10 protein-coding genes are annotated in these 18,120 nt (G+C 61.9%); 6 read left to right on the forward strand and 4 right to left on the reverse strand.

Features of this window, described 5'->3' with window-relative positions:
• Window positions 1-55: 55 nt before the first annotated feature.
• From AC4HNJ_RS03115 to AC4HNJ_RS03140, 6 genes are all read left to right on the forward strand, one after another.
• Window positions 56-820, forward strand: coding sequence for an ABC transporter ATP-binding protein (locus AC4HNJ_RS03115; RefSeq protein ID WP_490478041.1), 765 nt, complete (start codon window positions 56-58; stop codon window positions 818-820).
• Window positions 817-3,258, forward strand: coding sequence for an ADOP family duplicated permease (locus AC4HNJ_RS03120; protein WP_490478042.1), 2,442 nt, complete (start codon window positions 817-819; stop codon window positions 3,256-3,258). The genes AC4HNJ_RS03115 and AC4HNJ_RS03120 overlap by 4 nt, the downstream gene beginning before the upstream one ends.
• A gap of 84 nt (window positions 3,259-3,342) precedes the next feature.
• Entirely contained in the window at window positions 3,343-5,799 is a 2,457-nt protein-coding gene (locus AC4HNJ_RS03125; RefSeq protein ID WP_490478043.1) for an ADOP family duplicated permease, read from the forward strand.
• Window positions 5,800-5,801: 2 nt separating this feature from the next.
• Window positions 5,802-8,219 (forward strand): ADOP family duplicated permease, encoded by a 2,418-nt coding sequence (locus AC4HNJ_RS03130; protein ID WP_490478044.1) that lies wholly within the window; start codon window positions 5,802-5,804, stop codon window positions 8,217-8,219.
• A 28-nt stretch (window positions 8,220-8,247) separates the two neighbouring features.
• Window positions 8,248-9,639, forward strand: coding sequence for a sigma-54-dependent transcriptional regulator (locus tag AC4HNJ_RS03135; RefSeq protein ID WP_490478045.1), 1,392 nt, complete (start codon window positions 8,248-8,250; stop codon window positions 9,637-9,639).
• Complete coding sequence (locus AC4HNJ_RS03140) at window positions 9,629-11,038, forward strand: sensor histidine kinase (RefSeq protein ID WP_490478046.1); 1,410 nt, start codon at window positions 9,629-9,631, stop codon at window positions 11,036-11,038. The genes AC4HNJ_RS03135 and AC4HNJ_RS03140 overlap by 11 nt, the downstream gene beginning before the upstream one ends.
• 98 nt (window positions 11,039-11,136) lie before the next feature.
• On the opposite strand, the gene AC4HNJ_RS03145 is transcribed toward AC4HNJ_RS03140, so the two are convergent.
• The 4 genes from AC4HNJ_RS03145 to AC4HNJ_RS03160 all read right to left on the reverse strand — a co-directional run bounded on the left by AC4HNJ_RS03145 (window position 11,137) and on the right by AC4HNJ_RS03160 (window position 17,648).
• Window positions 11,137-13,530, reverse strand: coding sequence for a GH92 family glycosyl hydrolase (locus AC4HNJ_RS03145; protein ID WP_490478047.1), 2,394 nt, complete (start codon window positions 13,528-13,530; stop codon window positions 11,137-11,139).
• A gap of 171 nt (window positions 13,531-13,701) precedes the next feature.
• On the reverse strand, window positions 13,702-16,896 hold the full coding sequence (locus AC4HNJ_RS03150; RefSeq protein WP_490478048.1) for a TonB-dependent receptor: 3,195 nt from the start codon (window positions 16,894-16,896) through the stop codon (window positions 13,702-13,704).
• Window positions 16,897-17,072: 176 nt separating this feature from the next.
• A complete protein-coding gene (locus AC4HNJ_RS03155; protein WP_490478049.1) occupies window positions 17,073-17,369 on the reverse strand; it encodes a hypothetical protein in 297 nt (98 codons plus the stop codon).
• A 93-nt stretch (window positions 17,370-17,462) separates the two neighbouring features.
• A complete protein-coding gene (locus AC4HNJ_RS03160) occupies window positions 17,463-17,648 on the reverse strand; it encodes a hypothetical protein (protein ID WP_490478050.1) in 186 nt (61 codons plus the stop codon).
• Between the last annotated feature and the right edge of the window lie 472 nt (window positions 17,649-18,120).

Consider the following 18,120-nt stretch of genomic DNA (forward strand, 5'->3'; position numbering starts at 1 on the left):
ACCCTTTCCCTTTGGAAAAAGGGAAATCACACCAGACTCCGGAGTGGAACCGTCCATGACTCAACCCGCCAATGTCATCACCCTCGACAGCCTCCGCAAGGTATTTCAGACCGACGAAGTGGAAACCCACGCGCTCAGCGATGTGCACCTCACTATTGCGCGCGGCGAATATGTTTCCATCTCCGGGCCGTCCGGCTGCGGCAAGACCACCTTGCTGTCCATCCTCGGCCTGCTCGACACCGCGAGCGACGGCCGCTACGTACTGAACGGACACGACGTCGCCAAGCTCAATGCCGCACAACGCGCGCGCATCCGTAATGCGGAGATCGGCTTCATCTTCCAGGCGTTCAACTTGATCGGTGACCTCACCGTACAAGAGAACGTGGAGCTGCCACTCACCTATCGCGGTGGCATTGATGCCAGCGAGCGGCGCGCACGCGTGCAGGAGGCATTGGAGCGCGTAGGCATGGCGCATCGCATGCGCCACTACCCCGCACAGCTGTCCGGCGGCCAGCAGCAGCGCGTGGCCGTAGCGCGTGCTTTGGTGGGGCGGCCCGCGATCCTGCTTGCCGACGAGCCCACCGGCAACCTCGACTCGCGCAATGGCGAAGCGGTGATGGCCTTGCTCGACGAACTGCACAAGGGCGGCGCCACCCTCTGCATGGTCACCCACGACGCGCGCTACGCCGAACTCGCGCAGCGCAAGGTACGCTTGTTCGACGGTCGCGTGGTGGATGAGGAAACCTTCGACCGCCTGCGTCGTGAGGATGAATCACGCCTTGATGCATTGATCGGTCAACGTATCGAGGTCGGAGCGTGAGCATCTGGTTCGCAGAGATCTGGCAGGCGTGGCGCCCCAGCCTGCGCCGCCCCGCGTTCTTGCTGTTGGCGAGTAGCGTGTTGGCGTTGGGTATCGGAGCCAGCGTGGCGGTGGCCACGTTGATCCAGAACACCTTATGGCGACCGTTGCCGGTACCGCACCCGGAGCAGTTGGCGGTGTTGGGCAGATTGCACGACAACGGTCATCCTGGTGGCATCTCGCCGCACGAATACCAGTATCTGGACAAGCTCGACGGCGTGACGTCGCTGGGTTTTTTCCGCCCCAGGTCGACGGTGAACGTTGCTGGCGCCGGTACGCCGGAGCAGGTACCGGTGATCTACATGGATCGCAACTTGTTACCCACCTTGGATCTGCAGCCGGTGTTAGGGCGCAACTTCGATGTGCAGGAAGATCGTCCGAACGGCTCGCCTGCCGTCATCCTCGGCCATGGCCTCTGGCAACGCAGCTATGGCGGCGACACGCATGTGATCGGACGCACTCTGCGTGTGGAAGGCACACCGCGCACCATCGTTGGCGTGCTGTCTGCTGGCTTCAATACGGTGCTTGGACCAGGCGACGTGATGTTGCCGATGGCGCTGCCGAAAGTGAGCCGCGACTATAGCCGCAACGGTACTGTGGCGATCGCCCGGCTGGCGCCGGGTGCTGACATCGCCGCGGTATCCGCGCAGGTCGATGCGCGCGAGCGTGCGATGTACCGCGACATGGCGATGGGCGGCAATTGGAAGAAACCGCGCTTTGGTGCTGAAGGTTTTGCAGCGACCGCACAACAAGATGCACGACCGACGCTGCTGCTGTTTTTAGCTAGCGCATTACTGGTGCTGATGATTGCGCTGGTCAATCTCACCAATCTGATGCTGCTGCGCGCGCTGGCGCGCAACCACGACGCAGCAGTGCGTAGCGCGCTGGGTGCGTCGTTGCCGCGCCTGATGTTGCCGGCGTTGGCCGAAGGTCTGCTGGTAGGTGGTGTCGGCGCCTTGTTGGGCATGGCGCTGGCTACGATAGGTTTGGCATTGCTGCAAAGCTTCATTCCTGCCGAATGGTTGTGGGGCGGGCAACTGCGCATCGGCGCGGCGGCATGGGCGCTGGCCTTGGTCGTAGGCTTGCTGGGCGCATTGCTCGCGGCGGTATTGGCGCTATGGCGTAGCCGCAGCGCGACCACGGTGGAGGAGTTGCGCGAGGGTGGGCGCAGCGGCATCGGCGTGCGTAGCGGTCGGCTGGGCCGTGTGCTGGTCGTGGCGCAGGTGGCGCTAGCTGCGACCTTGCTCAGCGCTGCCGGTGTGTTCATGCACGCCCTCTACGACGCATCGCAAATGCGCTTGGGCTTTACCGATAGCCACGTGCTCACGTTCGAGTTGGAGCCGGTCCAGGCCACCTATCCGGACGTGGCCGCGGTGTGGAATCTGTCGCAACGGTTGGTGCAGCGGCTACAAGCGATACCAGGCATCACCCATGCCGCGGTGGCCACCAATCTCCCCGAGAGCGATGACATGTATGGCCAGTTCCAGAACGGTATGCGCACGGCGGATGGCAAGGAGTTCGTGACGCAATACCACGGCATAGGTCCGGGCTTCTTCGCGCTGTTTGATATTCCATTGCGCGAAGGGCGCGACTTCACGCGCGACGATACGGCAGGCAGCGAACTGGTGGCCATTGTCAGTCAGGATCTGGCGGATGCGTATTACGGTGGCCACGCCATTGGCAAGATCATCAAGGTGGAAGGGAACGGGGACATCGCCTGGTCCACGCGCATCGTCGGCGTGGTGGGTAACACCATGCAACGCGGCGCGCTGCAGCCGACGCAACCCGTGGTGTACGTGCCGCTGGCACAAGTGCCCGCGCAGAACATGGCGATCTTCCGCAATCTGGAGCCACTGCGCTTCGCATTGCGCGGTCACGGCAATCCGATGGATTGGCAGGCCAGCGTGCGCCAGGCGTTGGCAGAAGTCGCGCCGGAACAACCCATCGCCAAGCTGCGTTCGATGGGCAGCATCGTGCATGCGACCACGCAGAATGCCCGACTCAGCTTGTGGCTGATCGGCCTGTTCGCCGGGCTCGCGTTGTTACTTGCGGCCACCGGTTTGTATGCAGTGATGGCTGTGGCGGTAGCCGCGCGCGAGCGCGAATTTGGCGTGCGCATGGCGCTGGGCGCAGCACCGCAACGCTTGTTGCGCATGGTGTTGCATGGGGGCTTGATGCAGATCATGGTGGGCTTGGCGATTGGCGTGGCAATGGTGCTTGTTGCCTCGCACGCGATGGCGGTGTTGCTGATGGCGCTGCTTGACCGCAGCAATGCCTTCGATCCTGTTGCGATGCTCGGTGTCTGCGCGGTGCTCGCTATAGCCGGTTCACTGGCCTGCCTGCTGCCAGCCATGCGTGCTTCGCGCGTGACACCGATGCGTGCCTTGAGAGGGGAGTAGCCGTCCCATGGGTAGGTATAGGGTCGCCAAGGGTTGCCGATTTATCGATGGATTCTTGCATTTCATGCGAAAGGAAATTTGTCGATGAATGTCTGGTTGAGCGAGATCTGGCGTACCTGGCGAGCCATGCTCCGCCGTCCCGGTTATTTGTCATTGGCCGTCGGTGTGCTGGCGCTCGGCATCGGCGCCAGTGTGGCCGTGTTTGCCTTGGTCGATGCGATGCTGCTGCAACCACTGGCATATCCGCAGGCTTCTCAACTGGTGCAGTTGGGGCAGGAGAAATACGGTGTCGCTTATTGGATATCGCCGAGTGAATATCAGCACTTGTTACCGCTGCGTGGCGTGCGGTCGCTAGGTCTGATCGAGGCGGATGCATTGCCCGTCAACATCGCCGGCGATGGAGTGCCCGAACTGGTGCCAGCCATCCATGTTGATCGCGGCTTGCTGCCGACATTGGAAGTCAAGCCGATCCTTGGTCGCAATTTCAGTGCGGACGAGGATCGTCCGAACGGTCCGAAGGCGGTGATCCTGAGCCATGGGTTCTGGCTGCGCCGCTATGGCGGCGATGCAGACGTGATCGGTCGTGTCTTGTCAATCGAGGGCGTTTCCCATGTCATCGTGGGCGTACTGCCGGAGGGCATCGACCTCAAGCAGGGCGATCTTGTATTGCCATGTGCCTTTCCGGCCAACAGCACGAATGACAACAGCAACAATTACCGGGCGATTGCGAGGCTTGCGCCTGGGGCAACCGCAACATCGATCGGTGCCCAGGTCGATGCGCGGGTGCACGCGATCTTTGAGGCGAAGCACGATCCTGGAAGCGATTACGCAAAAGGCCTGCGGTTTCGTGCTGACGACCTCAAGACCTCGATGCGAATTCAGGCGCGTCCAGTCTTGATGATGTTTCTGGCGAGTGCGTCGCTGGTACTGCTGATTGCATGGGTCAATCTCGCCAACCTGATGCTGTTGCGCAACTTGTCACACCATCACGATGCAGCGATCCGGGGAGCGCTGGGGGCATCGCGGGTGCGGCAGATATTGCCGATGCTGGCTGAGGGCGTACTGATTGGTCTTGGCGGGGCATTGATCGGTACGGCACTGGGTTGGCTTGGATTGGAACTGTTACGTGGATCGATACCGCCGCAATGGCTGGCGGGAAGCGAGCTGCATGCCGATATCTCGATCGTGGCGGTGGCGTTCGCCCTCGGCATCACTGGCGCGTTGCTGGCGACCGCGTTGGGGCTTTGGCGCGGCCCCTCGGGCGTATCGATGGAAGATTTGCGCGAAGGAGGGCGTAGCGGCGCGGGACGTCGTGGCGGTCTGCTGGGGCGCGTGCTGGTGGTGGCGCAGGTGGCGCTGGCCGCGACCCTGCTAGGTGCGGCAGGCTTGTTCCTGCATGCGCTGTATGACGCTGCGCATATTCCGTTGGGGTTTTACAGCAAAGGTATCCTCACCTTCGAGTTGGCACCTGTGAAGGCCGATTATCCTGATGCCGCTTCGCTGCAACGACTGACGCGGCAATTGCTGGATCGGTTGCGCGCGCAACCTGGCGTGGAACGCGTCGCGGTCGGTACGGGCTTGCCGATGGGCGACAAGACGCAGAATTTCTACCTGGGTTACATCCACGCGCTCGGTGGGGAGCCCATGCTCGCAGATTCTCCCCAGCTTCGCGGTATCGATCCGGACTATTTTGGAGTTTTCGATATTGCTGTGCGTGAGGGACGCGCCTTTCAGGCCGGGGATGTCAAAGGCGGCGAGGCGGTGGCAGTTGTCAATCGCACGCTGGCCCAGCGTCTGTATGCAGGACATGCGCTGGGCCAGACCATCGATATCGGTACTAACGAGAAGGGGGTCGGTGTCCGCCCGTATTCCGTCCGTATCGTTGGTGTCGTCGGTGACATCAGCCCGTTTGGCCCGTTGGGCGATCAAGACGGCATCTTGTATCTGCCAATGCAGCAGATACCGGACGATCTGACAGCTTTGCTGCGCGACTACCTGCCATTGCATTTCGCGCTGCGCGTGCACGGCGATCCGAATAACTATCGCGCCGCCGTTGTCGCAGCAGTCGCCGCGGTGGCGCCCGACCAGCCCATTGCTCGCATGCGCAGCATGCAAAGCATTGTCAGCGGCACCATGGATGCCACGCGCATGGACTTGTTGCTGATCGGTGTCTTTGCAGCACTGGCACTCGTGCTGGCTGCTGCGGGCATCTACGCGGTGGTATCGGTTGCGGTGACGTTGCGCGAGCGCGAGTTCGGCGTGCGTCTGGCGCTTGGCGCTTCACCTGCACGTCTGATGCGCAGCGTCCTGCATGGTGCGTTGTTGCAAATCGTCATTGGCCTGGGCACGGGACTGGTTATTGCCGTTGTCCTGGCGGGCGTGTTGCGCGCCGTATTGATACAAATGCAGCGGGGCGTGTTCGATCCACCGGTGTTGCTGGTGGTTTGCCTGGTGCTGATGAGCGTGGGCTTGCTGGCCTGCCTGTTGCCAGCCATGCGTGCTTCGCGCGTGACACCGATGCGTGCCTTGAGAGGGGAGTGACGATGATCGTGCGCGAATTCCGCGAAGCATGGCGGCGGCTAATGCGGCGGCCGGGTTACGCGTTGTTGTCGGTGGGCATGCTGGGTGTGGGACTGGGCGTGGTGTTGTTCCTGTTCAGCCTGGTCAACACGATGATCCTGCGGCCGCTGCCGTTTCCGCATGCGGATCGGTTGGTGGCAATTGGCGAACAATCGTTCGACGGCAACGGCATCGGCGACATTGACAGCGACCAGTACCTGCAGTTGCAGGGACATCTGCGCAGCGTGGATGTGCTGGGCGCCTATGCCACCACCGGTTTCAACTTGGACGGTGGCGGCGGCGCGAATTTTTCGCGTGGCGCCCTGCTCACCGCCTCGATGATGGAATTGCTGGGCGTGAAGCCGATCCTCGGCCGCGGCTTCATTGCTGCCGATGAGGTGCCGGGCGGGGCACCCGTGGTGCTGCTGGGGGAAACGCTGTGGCGGCACGATTTCCATGCCGATCCGCATATCGTGGGGCGCGCGGTGCAGGTGGACGGCGAACCGGCCACGGTGATCGGCGTGCTACCTATGGACTTCGGTTTTCCGCAGGCCAGCCAGTTGTGGATGCCGCTGCGGTTGAAGCAGCGGCAGTATCTCGACATCCACGGCGTGGCCCGATTGTTGCCGTCCATCGGCCTGCCGGAGGCACGCGCGGAACTCGCCGCACGGGCGGATGCGATGCAGCTCGTGATGCCGCAGGCGCAACGCGGGCGGCCGCTGACGATCAAGCCGCTGGCCCTGAGCTTCATTCCCGAGAACATCCGTGGCTGGGTGTGGATGATGTTCGGCGCCACCGCACTGGTGTTGCTGCTGGCCTGCGTCAACGTGGCAAACCTGCAATTGGTGCAGACCCTGAACCGGCGTCGCGAACTGGCCCTGCGCAGCGCGCTGGGGGGTGGCCGTGCGCGCCTGATGGCGGCTGTGTTGATGGAAAGCCTGCTGCTCAGCGTGGCGGCGTTGGTGGTGGCCGTGCCGATCATGCAGTTCGGCAATCGCTGGCTGATTGGCGTGTTCGTAGCCCGCGACGATCCGCCGGACATGTTCCTGCGTTTCGGCATTGATGGTCGGGTGCTGCTGTTTGGTTTTGGCGTGGCCGTGCTGTGTACCGCGCTGGCCGGGCTGGTTCCCGCCTGGCGCGCTGCCCGCGCCGACTTGCAGGATGCGCTCCGCGATGGCAGCAAAGGTTCCGGCAGCGGTTTTGCGCAGGTGGCGAAGGTACTGGTGGTAGCAGAAGTGGTGTTGACCGTAGTGTTGCTGGTGGGCGCGGGCACGTTCGTGCGGGCATTGGGCAGCCTGCTGGCGGAGCGTTCGGTTGGCGCGACACACGCTGCACACGTGCTCACCGCGGATGTGGCCTTGCCGTTGGCACGTTATGTAGACGATGCGCAGCGCATCCGTTTCCTGGATACCGTGGTCGAGCGTCTGCGCAGCGATCCCGCGGTGATCGATGCCTCCGCTTCGGACACCATTCCAAGCGCTGCATTGGGCAGCCACGAAGACGTGTCCCTGCCGGGCCAGCCGCAACCGTCCGACGGCTGGCCGCGGGTGCAGATGGGCATCGTCGATCCACATTTCCTCGTCACCTATGGCGTGCACCTGCGCGCGGGGCGCTTCTTCGATGCGCGTGACCGCGCGGACAGCACGCCGGTGGCCGTAGTCGATGCCAAGCTGGCCGAGGCGATGTGGCCGCACGGCGATGCGCTGGGCCGCAAGCTGGTGTTGTGGCCGGGCCGCATGCAGGCCCTCACGCTGACTGTCGTCGGCGTGATCGAGCCGTTGCAGCTGGACAGTGTGCTGGAAAGGCCACTGCCCGGCCTGCTACTGCCGCTGGAGCAGTCGGCGAACCAGGGACCGTTGCGCCGTGGCATGGGGCTGGCGGTACGCACGCATGCCGATGCGGAAACCTATGTGCGGCAACTGACCGCCGTAGTGCGCGAGGTGGACCCGCAAGTGGCCGTCCATGCGATGTATAGCCAGGCAAGGGCAATGGCGATATCGCGCGTCAAGCTGCTGGTGCTGACCGAAGTGTTCGCGGCGCTGGGGGTGGTCGCGCTGCTGCTGGCCGGCGCAGGTCTGTACGGTGTGCTGGCGTTCTCGGTGGCGCAGCGCACGCGCGAGATCGGCATCCGCCGCGCGATCGGTGCCGGGCATGGCGCCATCGTGCGCACGGTGGCGCGGCAGCTTGCGTGGCAGCTCGGGCTTGGGCTGGGTGTCGGCTTCCTACTGGCGGTGCCGGGCTCGAACGTGCTGGCCGACCCTGGACTGCACACGCGTGCGCGCGACCCGGCGGTATTCGCGATGGTGCTGTTGCTGGTGATCAGCGTTTCCGCATTCGCCGCGCTGGTGCCGCTGCTGCGCGCGTTGCGCGTCGATCCGGCGGTCGCGTTGCGCTACGAGTGACCTTTACACTGCATGGATGAGTGACCGCGTGGCACGTGAATCGAACCCCATCATCCTGATCGCCGACGACCAGGCCGACGTGCGTGAGGCGTTGCGCCTGCTGCTGAAGGCCGAAGGCGTTGCCAGCGTGGGCGTGGCCGATCCGGCGGCAGCAGTGGACGCCGTGCGCAAGCGTGAGTTCGCTTGCGCGTTGATCGACTGCAACTACTCGCGCGACACCACCTCGGGCGAGGAGGGACTGGCCCTCCTCGAAAAGCTGCGTCAGCTCGCACCCGAACTGCCTGTGGTGGCAATGACAGCATGGGGCAACGTGCCGCTCACGGTGGAGGCGATGCGCCGCGGTGCGGCGGATTTCGTCGAGAAGCCGTGGGACAACACACGTCTTGTCAGCGTGCTCCGTGCGCAGATCGCGCTGGCCGAAGGCGCGCGCAAACAGCGCCGGTTGGAAGCCGAGAATGCCTTGCTGCGAGGTGACGCTGGCGAGGATTTCGTCGCCGAATCATCAGCGATGCGCCGTGTGCTGGCCTTGGTGGAACGCGTAGCGGCCAGCGACGCCAATGTGCTGGTGCTGGGCGAGAACGGCACCGGCAAGGGCGTGATCGCGCAACTGCTGCACCGGCGTTCGCCGCGTGCGGCACATTCGCTGGTCAAGGTGAACATGGGGGGCATTGCCGAAAGCGTGTTCGAATCGGAGATGTTCGGCCACGTGCGTGGCGCCTATACCGACGCTAAGAATGAACGCATCGGCCGCTTTGAGTTGGCCGATGGCGGCACGTTGTTCCTTGACGAGGTGGGCAACGTGCCCGCTGCGCAACAACCAAAACTGTTGCGTGTACTGGAAGACGGTGAGTTCGAGCGCCTTGGTTCTTCCCGCACGCAAAAGGTCGATGTGCGGTTGGTTTCGGCCACCAATGCCGATCTTGCGCTTGCGGTGGCCGAAGGCCGTTTCCGTCGCGATCTGCTGTACCGGCTCAATACGCTGGAAGTGCGTTTGCCGCCGTTGCGCGAACGTACTGAAGACATCCTGCCGCTGGCGCGCAGTTTCCTTGCACGCAACGCAGCGCGCTATGGACGCGACGGCTTGCGATTGACGCCATCTGCCGAACGCGCGCTCACCGGCTGGTGTTGGCCTGGCAACGTGCGTGAGTTGCAACACCTGATGGAGCGTGCCGCGCTGCTCGCCGAGCACGATGAGGTAAGTGCGGCAGCATTGGCTTTCGGCGAATCCGCCGCGCAGCCGGCTGCCGATCTCGACAGCATGACGCTGGAACAGGCCGAGGCGCATCTGGTGCAACGTGCGCTGGAGCGCTTCGACGGCAACCTGCAACGTGCTGCCGATGCATTGGGCATCACGCGCCAGTCGCTATACCGGCGCTTGGAAAAACATGATTTGCGCGACGTGAGCAGCGATGCCGATTGAATCTGCCGGGAAGCGCGCAGGCCGCATGCCGCGCTTCGAACGGCGTGTGCTGTTAGGCAACCTCGTGGTGGCGACACCGGCGTTGCTGGCCGCCTGCGTGCTGGCATGCATGCCGCGGGAAGCATCCTTGCGCTGGGCCTGCGTTGCCGTCGCGGTGGTTGTCACTTTACTGCTGGCGCGCTGGCAATATCGCCGTGTGGTATTTCCGCTGTACACCTTGTCCGGTTTGTTGGAGGCTTTGCGGCAAGGCGACTACAGCTTGCGCGGTGTGCAGGGCGGTGTGCTGGGCGATGCGATTTACGACATCAATGCCTTGGCCGAACGCTTGCAGCGCGAACGGTTGGAGTTCGAGGAATCCTCTTATCTCCTCAGCAAGACCCTGGCGGCACTGGACAGCGCCGTGTTCGTATTCGACGAACAGCATAAGCTGCGTTTGCTCAATCCCGCTGCACAACGTTTGCTGGATGCGGAGCGCCACCGCCTGTTTGGTCGCAGCGCGGCGGAACTCGGTCTTGCATCCTTGCTGGAAGGACCCGCTGCGTGCCTGCTTACGCATGTGTTCCCCGGACGCAACGGTCGCTTTGACGTACGCCATGCAGCGCTGCGCAGCGGCGGCCGTGGTGGCCAATTGCTGGTGGTGAATGACGTGGGCCGCGTACTGCGCGAGGAAGAACGCGTGGCATGGCAACGCCTGCTGCGCGTGCTAGGCCACGAAGTAAACAACTCACTGGCGCCGATCCAATCGATGGCTGGCACCTTGGCCATGCTCGCATCGCGCGACCCGTTGCCCGACGATTGGAGTGAGGACTTTCGTGGCGGCCTGGAATTGATCGGCCATCGCGCCGCAGCGCTGACCCGCTTTCTTGCCAGTTACACCAAGCTTGCTCGGTTGCCGCCGCCCCAGCCGCGCGTGGTGGAGTTGTCCGCGCTGCTCGGCAAACTGGCGAAGTTGGAGCATCGTCTGCCGATCGTCTTGGAGGCGGGTGAACCGCTGACAGTCGAAGCCGATCCCGACCAGCTGGAACAGGCCTTGATCAACTTGCTGCGTAATGCCGTGGAAGCCTCGTTGCCGGATGGTGGCGTGCGCTTGCGTTGGCGCCGCGATGGCGACCGCACTGTCATTGAGATAGAAGACGACGGCCCTGGCCCACCGCCTACCGACAACTTGTTCGTGCCATTTTTCACCACCAAACCTGGCGGCTCCGGCATCGGCCTCGCTTTGGCGCGGCAGATTGCCGAGGCGCACGAAGGAGGCGTTGCGCTGATCGCGCGCAAGGATGCACATGGCGCGTTGGCGCAGTTGTGGTTGCTAAGTCATCGCATCGCCGGCACGAATGTTCCTGTGCCGGCGACGGCAGGGCGCTTGGAAGGGCAACGCAGCCCTTCATCGTTTTCGTAGCTGGAAGAACGGATCGTCAACTGGATAGGTGTTCTGTCCTCATTGGCATTCCCATCCGCGGATGGATCGTTCGCTTGAAACCCCATAAGCATGGGTCGCTACTGAGCCATCGACATGGATGGCGGCGCATCGTGCGGGTTGGCGCCCCACGCTTTGTTTGGCTGCGGCCCCATCGTCAGCACCAGAGTGGCGCCGTTCGCGATGTCGGCATGGCTGAACCAGGGTTTGGTCCATGGCTTGCCGTTGAGCGTTGCGGATTGGATGTACTTATTTTGGGCTGAATTGTTGCGCGCGATAATGTCGAAGATTTTGCCGTCACCCATGTGCAAACGAACGCGATCGAAGATCGGGCTGCCAAGAATGTAGTCAGGGCTGGAGGGATCGACGGGATAGAAGCCCATCGCGCTGAGCACGTACCAGGACGAGGTCGAGCCTTGGTCGTCCATGCCGGGGAAGCCGTAGCCGCTGCGGTCGCTGCCGTACAACTCGGCGAGAATGCGGCGGATCAGCGCCTGCGTTTTCCAAGGCTGGCCGCTCCATGCATAAAGGTAGGCGGCTTGCTGATCGGGCTGGTTGCCCTGCACGTACTCACCGATCATGCCGGTGCAGTCGCGGCAGATGCCTTTCGCGTGGTAAGGCGTGGAGAAGAAGGCATCGAGCTTGGTATTGAATGCGGCGCGCCCACCAAGCAGATCGATCAAGCCTTGCACGTCGTGCGGTACCAGCCACAGCGTGGACCAGCCCGAGGCTTCCTTCATCATGAAGTTGTAGTACGGCTCGCCCGGATCGAACGGCGAAATCCATTTGCCGTCAGCGGTGCGGCCACGGAAGAAACCCACCGATGGATCGAATACGTTGCGATAGTTCGTCGCGCGATGCAGGAATATCTGGGCGTCTTGCGTTTTGCCGAGCCGGCGTGCGACGTCCGCCAATGCGTGATCATCCCAGGCGTATTCGAGCGTGGTGGCGACGCCCGCCTTGCCACCCGCGTAGGGTGGGCTTGGATTTCCCGGAGGAATGACGTCGGAGATCCAGCCGTTCTTCATGTATTCGGCAAGATAACCACGTGGACCGTTGGGGTCGGTCGCATTTTTGCGCAAATACGGGTAGACGTCCGCATAGTCGAACGGGATGCCGCGCTGCCATGCGCCGTCGTAGAGGAACACGGCATGGTCGCCGTGGAACGAGGTATCCATGTAACCGCGTTCGCGTGCGCGGTCCAGCTCCGAACGCATGATGTTTTGCACAACGTCAGGCTCGAGCAGCATCAGCAGCACGATCTGGTTGCGGCCGGTATCCCAGAAGGGCACCGGTCCGTAACGGTCGTAGCGGGCGACTTGCACGTGGCCATCTGCATCGGTGAAGTGCTCGCCCTTGCGCGCGATCAGCCGTGGGCTGGCGAAGGAGTGGTACAGCGTCGAGTAGAACAGCATGCGCTGCTTCGGCGTGCCACCGCTCACCTCGACGCGGTCGAGCAGTTGCGCCCACGCCGCGCGCGCCTGAGCATGCACGCGCGCGAAATTGCCATCCGGATCTTCGGCGCGCAGCCGTTGTTCGGCTTCCTCTGCACTGTGGCCGTGGGCGATCCTCACCAGCACCTGTTCGCCAGCCTGGGTGTCGAACGTGACGTAGGCGCCCGCATAGCTACCGGACACATTGCGTCGACCAGCCTGCACATCCTCGTCGCCGAGCCCCCAGCCTGGATGGTCGTGAATGGCGCGAAACGTGCCGAAGCTGGCGAACGGCCGCGAGAATTCGGCCACGAACCAAGCGTCGTCCGCGTCGTTTTTCGATTGCTTGTCTGCGATGACGCCGCGAATAGTGTCGTCACCGATTACTTCCACGTCGCCACCGAGGCGGCGCAGGTTGATAACGACGTTGGAACGGTGGCTCGCCGGGAAGGTGAAACGCATCAGGCTGGTGCGCTGTGTTGCCGTCAGTTCGACGCGAGTGTGGAACGTGTCGAGATCGACCGCGTAATAACCGGGCGACGCCTTCTCGCTCGCCTTGTCGTAATAGGACTGCGAGTAATCCGGGGGCACGGTCCAGTCACCTACCACTGGCATGATCATCGGCGTGCCGCGTCCGCCGTAGGTGGGACCGCCTCCGGTGAAACCGATCATCGTCGGGCGGCCGTAGTAGTAGGGTGTGGCAACGCCGGTGGGATAGCTGAGATCGATGTTGACGTTGACCGGTGCCGCCTCGGTCGAACTTTGCGGCAGGCTCGCACCTGGCGAGGTCATGCCCGGATACAGCGCCTCACCTGGCGGTGGGGCGTTGCCGATCAACGCTTGTTTATCGAGTGGTGCGGTGCCGACCAGCGGATTGGCTTCATCGACGGGCGACGCTGCGGATGGCGGCATGTTGCCGTTCTGGGCATGGCTCGGACCGATGCTGCCGAGCAAGAAGACGGTGACCGCCATAGTGAGAACAGTGTTTCGATTGGGGATCGATGAAGCACGATGGTGAAGACGCGCGCGAGATGAATGCATGGTTTCCTCCGGTACGGAGATGAGGTGTGTTTGCTGCTGTGCTGAGTGAGTCTTCATCTGGCCCTCGCCGGAATGAACTCAACCAGGACAGTGCGTGATCGCTAAGTCCCGAGTTCGAAGCATTGCGCTGCCAGCGGGGTCGGCAAGCGACCCGACCCCGCTCGTTCTTTTTCAACCGCCATCTCCAAACTTGTATGTGAAACCCAGGTAGTACTGGCGTCCGGCATATTCGAGCTGATATAGCCGGTCCGAGGTATCGCTGCCCAGATACTCGCGAGACGTGGAGCGCGTCAGATTGATGATCGAGGCGGTCACCATGAAGTGCTTGGTGAACTCGTAGTCACCGTTCAGATCGATCTGATTGTAGGGCTGCATATACAGGGGAAGGCCAGACGAGAGTCCTTCCATGGTGCGGCCTGTCCAATTGCTGGTGGCACGCAGCAGCAGTCCGTTTTTCTCGTAGAACAACGAAATGTTCGCCGCGTACTTGGCGCTGCCGATCAGCTCCGATTTTCCGACTTGCGTGTTATCCAGCGAGACAGATGTTTCGTTGGTCTTGTTGAGCGTGTAGTTGGCGATGTAGCCAAAGCCCATTGGGAATGTGTGCTGCGTGTAGAGCTCCACGCCGCGAGAAGTACCCGAACGGCCGTTGGCATTGGTGCTGTACGACATGAACGGCGTCGGCGTGCCATTGACGTCGACGGTCGTGTTGTTGACGGTGACCGGCACCACGAAGTTCTTCACGGTCTTTTGGAACACGTCCACGCCGACCACCGATTCGGGCGCGTAATACCATTCGCCGGCCACATCGAACTGGGTGGCCGTGAACGGCTTGAGATTGATATTGGCACCGCTGCCGTACCAACCCGGGAGCGGTGCGCCGAACTGCTTGCGGTCGTTGTAGTAAGCCTGCGTGTCATTGGTAAGGCTGCCCAATTCCGCCAGATCGGTGTAATTGGCGCGGGCCAGCGCCTGCGAGCCGGCGGCGCGCAGCACGATGTTGTCCGGCAGGGTCCAAGCAAAGTTGAAGCTGGGGAGCAGCTTGTTGTACCGCTTGCTCATGGAGCTGTTGGTAAATGACTCCACCACGGCTTGCTCTTGCGGTAGATACTCGAAATCCCCCGGCGCGCACGGGCCGCCCACGATGTTCACGCCAGTAGTCGGGCAGATCAGGATGGCGCCTTGCGGCGAGTGGTAATACACCGCATTGTTAGTGGTGATCATGTCGGCAACGTTGATGTTTTGCAGCGTGCTGACAAAGCGCACGCCGACGTTGCCGCGTACCGGACCTGCGTCGATGTTCGCCTGAACGTAGGCGGCCGAGATCTGCTCGCCAATGACCGATCGATCTTCAGGGTGAGGGTAGACCGTCCTGTCGTAGGTTTGGTTGAGGTAGTTGTAGTAGGCCGGAAAATTGATTGCCGGAAAGATGTTGTCGTTGTACGCCCCGGTGTTCCCGCCAAGCATGGTGGGCTCCAGGAAATTTGCAGGCAGATTGCCCGCGTACGGATCGCAGGTTTGGAACTGTTCCGTCGTGCCGGGGCAGTACCAGCGAATCTCGTAGTTTTCCTGTTGGGCGTGGTTGTCGCGGTATTTCAGGCCGAACTGCAGCGATTGCACCCAACTGGAATCGAAGGCATAGGTGAAGTCGATCTGGGCAAAGTTCTGCGAGGTGGCGGTATCGATGTAGTTGGAACCGGTGGAACCGAGGTCCACCTGACCCTCGCCGGCCAACATGTTCTGCAAGGTGTTCGGCGAGGCGATGAGAGTCGGCTTGCCGTTCAATGTCCACTCGCTCAGCGTGCTGCCGTCTACCCATTGACCATTGACGAAGTTGCGCGGCTTGGCGGCCATGCCAAATTCGACCGACGGGCCGCCCGTCGCCCAGGTGCGACCGACGTTGACGGTTGCGCTGAGATTGCCCTCGCCATCCCACTCGCCTTCGAGGTTGATGGTCTGCGAGAGCGCCTGCTCGATGGAGTAGTTGCCCGTGATCCAGGGCGTTTGCGACGAGCACACGTCCACCGCTTGCCGTTGCGCACCGGTGACAGGATTCGTCAACGCGTTGCATCCCTGGCCCGCGCTCGGAAGGACATATTTGGCGCCGGTGACGATCGTATGCGATGGATCGAACGTCAGGCCGTTGGGCGCGAGCAAATTGCCTTGCTGGTCCGCGTAGCTGCCAGTGGGAAGGCCCCACTCGGGAATTTCCACGGTGTTGGTGATCTGGTCCTGCTGTCGCTGGAAGCGGAAGTAGTTGCCCGTCAGCAAGAAATCTTTGGTGGGCTTGAACTGCATGGTGACCTGATAGCCCTTGGTCTTCAGATCAAGTTGGTTCCTGCTGGTACTGAACTGTTGCGGCATCCAATAGCCGGAATAGCTGTTGTTGGCCTGATCGGTCACGCCGCCGCCGGGCCACAGATTGATGTTGGGTTCTACGGAGCTGCCGAACTGCTGGCCCTGGACGTTTACCGGCGGCTGCGTACAAGTGGTAAAGCTGGTGCAGTTGTTGGACCACCAGTGCCAGTTCGAAGCATTAGCGGTGTAATCGATATCCCGGCGATCCTGATACGAGCCCGCGACCAGTACACCGAAGGTTTCGGCTTTGTTGCGCCAGGACCATAACGCTGAAACCTGCGGGGTGACTTTGCTGTTGGTATCGGCGCCTGCGCCATTGACGGAGATGAAACCGTCATTGGGGGGCATTTCCAGCGGGCGGCGTGTGTGCAGATCGACAACGCCGCCGATGCCGCCTTCATCCAACCGGGCTTCCAGACTTTTGTAGAGCTTGATGTCGGAAAACATATTGGCCGGCATCAGTGTGTAGTTGAATGAACGCGACAGCGAGTCCGAGGTATCGGCTGAAGCTACGTAATTGCCATTCAATTCGGTCAGTGTAAGTTCGGGTGCGAGGCCGCGAATGCTGACGGTTTTCCCCTCGCCGGCGTCGCGACTGATCACCACGCCGGGAACATGCGCAAGGGCATCAGCGATGTTCTTGGCGGGAAATTGCGAGATGTTCTGCGCGTTGATGACCTCGACAATGGAATTGGCATCGCGCTTCTCATCCATGTTCTCGTCAATCGACTGGCGAAAACTCGTGACGACGATGGCTTGAAGCGTCTTGGGATTGGTTGCTTCGCCAGTGGTGGCTTTTTTCTCCTTGGCACTAGCGGCCTTTTTTGCCTTTGTACTATCGGACTCCTGTGCCGAAGGCGGCGTTGTCGCTGAGGTTGCGGCAGGTGCAGGGGTCTGCGCGGCAAAAGCAAACGCGGGTATTCCTAAGCAGCCGCCAAATGACAAGGTTGCCAAGGCGAGCGCGGCGTACAACGGTTTGCGTGTAGACACGGGTGGCAGGTAAGTCATTTTTCTTGATTCCCTTACGTGGTGTGCGCCCGTTTGAGTTGGCGCGGTGATCCCCCTGTTTGATCACATGCTTCGGATGCGCGATTTATGCTTTTGGCGTTCTCCTCCCTGCTGAAACTGGATCGATCTAAAATTCGATTCGCCAACGAGTGCCCGACTCGTCGGTGGTGGATGCTTTACGTCTCTGGAAGCGCTGCTGCGGACACCAGGTTCTGGCGTCGCCAAAGCGGCATGTCGTTCGTCCACGCGTGGCTGGAGCTGGGTAAGCCGAGGAGGGCGAAACCGCGAACGCGCGTACTGTGGCTGGGACGGCTGTCCGGCAAGGCGGCGGTAGCATGCTCCGGCGCTGCAATACCGGAATGGGGAACACGGCGGTGGCTTTCTCGGCGGCCAGCAACGGTCTCCGCGAACGCGGACATGCATGCAGTGCGTGGGCCTGACATCACGGAAATGCGGACGGTTTCTGGCTTCATGCGTCGATTCCCAGCTCCCCTCAACCTGTTCGGCGGGAAACGGCGACACCCCTGGCGACGCGTCATGCGCGTGCCCATAGCCCTTCCCCAGTCCTACCCATTCAGATCTTTCGCCGTGGCGAGATGATCCGATTCATTCTTTGGATCGATCCAAATTGTCGGACGAATTAATACCAGGGAGGCGCAAGATGTCACGCTGCGGCGCAAAAACGCGGTGCTCGCCCGATAGGATTTCGCGGCGGCCAATGCCAGCCACAGCACATTCGAGCCGAGCGCCATAGGGCGCTGGTTGGTGATGGGGGAGCGTTATCGAGGGAGGACCGCCATGGAAATAACGGCACTGACCCGCCCCGCAAGGAAGTTTCCTCAAATGCCTCGGGACTGATATCGCCGAGATGGCTGTGGCGGTACGACTGATGTTGGCCAGTTCCCCTGGTGCCTTGCCGCGGGCCGTGCCGACGTGGGCTCCCGTCGTTGGTCGTCGTTTTATAGAGGTCAAGGATCGACATTGGCATGCCGGCTCTACAAATCATTCCGAGCCCCAGGAAAAGCCATGGCTGCCGCAACGGCAACAAAAAGAAATGCGTGTTGAAGATGGCCGTTTCCCTGGATGGTTTTGTCGCAGAACCGAACGGCGAGGTAGACGGGGTATTTCGGACGTCGAGCGCCGATGGCAGAGAGTAGGTTGCCCTTACGCTTCGCGAAGCTGGCACACACATGCTAGGCAGCCGTACCTGTTCGACATGGCGGC

The organism is Dyella sp. SYSU CM1112 (assembly GCF_058216415.1).